We start from the raw sequence: 2,471 nt of genomic DNA on the forward strand, positions 1-2,471 counted from the left end.
CGAGGTGTACTGGATGTTGATCGGGTCATTCGGGTCCAGGGACCACGTCACCAGGTCCGCCACCGTGGCACCGGGGTCGTGGACGTTGGCCTCGTCCCACTCCGGGGTGCCGAGGAACAGCACCTTCTCGACCGGCGTCTCCTCGATCACCTCGGCGACCATCGCGCGGTAGTCACTGGTCTTGAACTCCGTCGCGGACACGAGGAGCTTCACACCCGCCTGCTTCAACACGTAGGCCAGCTCGTGGGTCCGGTAGGCCGGGTTGATGTTGACCAGGATCGCGCCGATCTTCGCGGTGGCGTACTGGGTGATCGTCCACTCCGCACAGTTCGGCGCCCAGATCCCCACCCGGTCACCCTTCACGACCCCGGCACGCAACAACCCCACCGCAAAAGCATCCACGTCACGGTTCAGCTCCGCATACGTCCACCGCCGCCCAGTCGACACCTCGACCAACGCCTCCCGATCGCCGTACAACCCCACCGTGCGCTCGAAGCTCGCCCCGATCGTCTCCTCCAACAGGGCCGTGTCGGTCTCGCCGCCGCCGTACGACGTCATTGTCATCAGCTCCCGTCGACCGGGGTCAACGGTGTGCCGGCTCGGTCCACGGCGCTGGTCAGGTCCAGCACCGTGCGCGCGACCAGGTCCGGGTCGTCGTACATCGGGACGTGGCCGACGTGGGGGAGCACCGTACGTTCGGCGTTCGGAACGAGTGTGGTGAATCGGGCGCCGTAGGGCTCGAGCGGAATCAGGGCGTCCTCGCCCGACCAGGCGATGTGCACGGGACATTCGATGGGGCCCAGGGTGTGCTCGGTCGTGAGGAACCACTGCTTGAGTGGCTTGGCGATCGTGCACTCGGCCATGGCGGCCGTGAAGGTCAGCGCGGCTTCGGGGGTCATCCGGTCGCCATGCGCCACGGCGACCTTGAGCGCTGCCCGCCTCGCCGTCGGGGACCTGAAGAGCAGAGGGAGGAAGGGGGAGCCTCGGAGGATCATCTGACGGGCGACGGCGAGCTTGAGGTCCAGGGTCCGCAGGTGGTTGCCCCTCGGCTCCCAGCCCAGCGCGGGGGAGAGCGCAGTCACGGAGAGTGCTCGTCCGCGGGCGGCGAGCTCGAGGGCGAGCCATCCGCCCAGCGAGTTCCCGACGAGGTGGGCGCGGTCCACGCCGGCCGCGTCCAGGTCGCGCTCCAGCTGGTCGGCGAGGGCGGTGGCCGTGGGGGCGACGCCGGCGGCGAGCGGTGGACCACCCGCATGTCCGGCGAGCCGGGCCACGTGGACGCGGTGGTGCTCCTGCAGGGCGGGCACGACTGGGTCCCAGTGGTGCCAGCTGGCCGTGTAGCCGTGAATGCAGAGCAGATCGGATGTACGAGCGTCCATGTGGGTCCTCACCTGATTTGACTAGGTGTCGAGAATAATCGACGACCTGTCAAATGGGAAGGAGTGACGTCAGCTGGGCGCGCCCATCGCGGTCAACCAGATGTGCTTGAGGACCTCGACGGTCTGCTGGCTCGCGGCCTCGTCGGCGTTGTCGCTGCGGTCCTGGTAGAGCAGGTACATGGTGGTCTCGCCGAGGCGGCGCACCAGTGTCGGGATGTCGTCGAAGCCTGGCGCCACCAGCCCGGCGGCACGGTCGCGCTCGACCTGCTGGGCGACGAGATCACTGACGCGGCCGATCTGTTCCCGCCAGGCGCGGGTCAGTTCCTCGTCGAGCGGGAGAGCCTCCAGCGACGCGATCAGCAGGGCTTCATGGGACCGCCAGATCCGTAGGGCGTTCTGCAGCACCCGTTCGACGTAGTCGCTGACGGACTCTTCATCGGGCCGGACGTACGAAGCCGTTGCGTCGACGAACTCGGACCAGATCTCCACGGACGCCGATCCGAGCGCCGCGTACTTCGACTCGAAGTAGAAGTAGAAGCCCGAACGAGCAACCCCGGCTTCCGTCGTGATGTCCGCGACGGAGAGGTCTCCGAAACGCTTGCGCTCCAGCAGGCGGGTCATTGCCCCGAGAAGCGCGTCCCGCTGCACGTCGCCCTTGCGGGTGGGGCGACGGTCCGCGCCCCTTGCCGCTGGCGATGGCCGGTGGGTGGAACGCAAGGATGTCACCGGTCAACCATAGGTCCCATGGGCGCACCGGTCGGACCGAGCGACCGGAACAAGGGATTCCCTTGCCCGATTCGTATAACGAAGTTATCGTGATGGCATGAACCAACGCCTGCAGGGTCGGACAGTGCTCGTCACGGGGGCCGCGCGCGGCATCGGCGAGAAGGTGGCCCGCCTGGCCGTCGATGAGGGAGCCAGGGTCGGGCTCGTCGGGCTCGAGGCGGATCGGCTGCAGGGCCTGGCGACCGACCTGGGGGACCGCGCTGTCTGGCGCGAGGCGGACGTGCGTGACGGCGAGGCATTGCGTACGGCGATCGACGGCTGTGCCGACGAGCTGGGTGCCATCGACTTCCTGGTCGCCAATGCCGGCGT

Annotated in this window: 4 protein-coding genes; 1 reads left to right on the forward strand and 3 read right to left on the reverse strand. The window is 68.1% G+C overall.

Annotation, left to right across the window (positions count from 1 at the left end; all coding sequences use genetic code 11):
• The 3 genes from ACOADB_RS11915 to ACOADB_RS11925 form a co-directional block, all read right to left on the reverse strand.
• On the reverse strand, positions 1-564 hold a 564-nt coding region (locus ACOADB_RS11915; RefSeq protein WP_378598509.1), incomplete at its 3' end, for an AMP-binding protein.
• A complete protein-coding gene (locus ACOADB_RS11920) occupies positions 564-1,376 on the reverse strand; it encodes an alpha/beta fold hydrolase (protein ID WP_378598511.1) in 813 nt (270 codons plus the stop codon). The genes ACOADB_RS11915 and ACOADB_RS11920, both read right to left, overlap by 1 nt.
• Positions 1,377-1,445: 69 nt before the next feature.
• Positions 1,446-2,102: a TetR/AcrR family transcriptional regulator gene (locus ACOADB_RS11925; RefSeq protein ID WP_378598514.1), complete on the reverse strand. Its 657-nt coding sequence runs from the start codon at positions 2,100-2,102 to the stop codon at positions 1,446-1,448.
• A gap of 97 nt (positions 2,103-2,199) precedes the next feature.
• Here ACOADB_RS11925 and ACOADB_RS11930 point away from each other — a divergent pair.
• A partial coding sequence (locus ACOADB_RS11930; protein WP_378598517.1) for an SDR family oxidoreductase occupies positions 2,200-2,471 on the forward strand: 272 nt, incomplete at its 3' end.

This window comes from Nocardioides sp. CPCC 206348 (assembly GCF_048654705.1).
Lineage (GTDB): Bacteria > Actinomycetota > Actinomycetes > Propionibacteriales > Nocardioidaceae > Nocardioides.

Bases quoted from the DNA above. Each gene is read 5' to 3' on its own strand.
- ACOADB_RS11920 (WP_378598511.1), bottom strand. From the start codon at position 1,376: ATGGACGCTCGTACATCCGATCTGCTCTGCATTCACGGCTACACGGCC.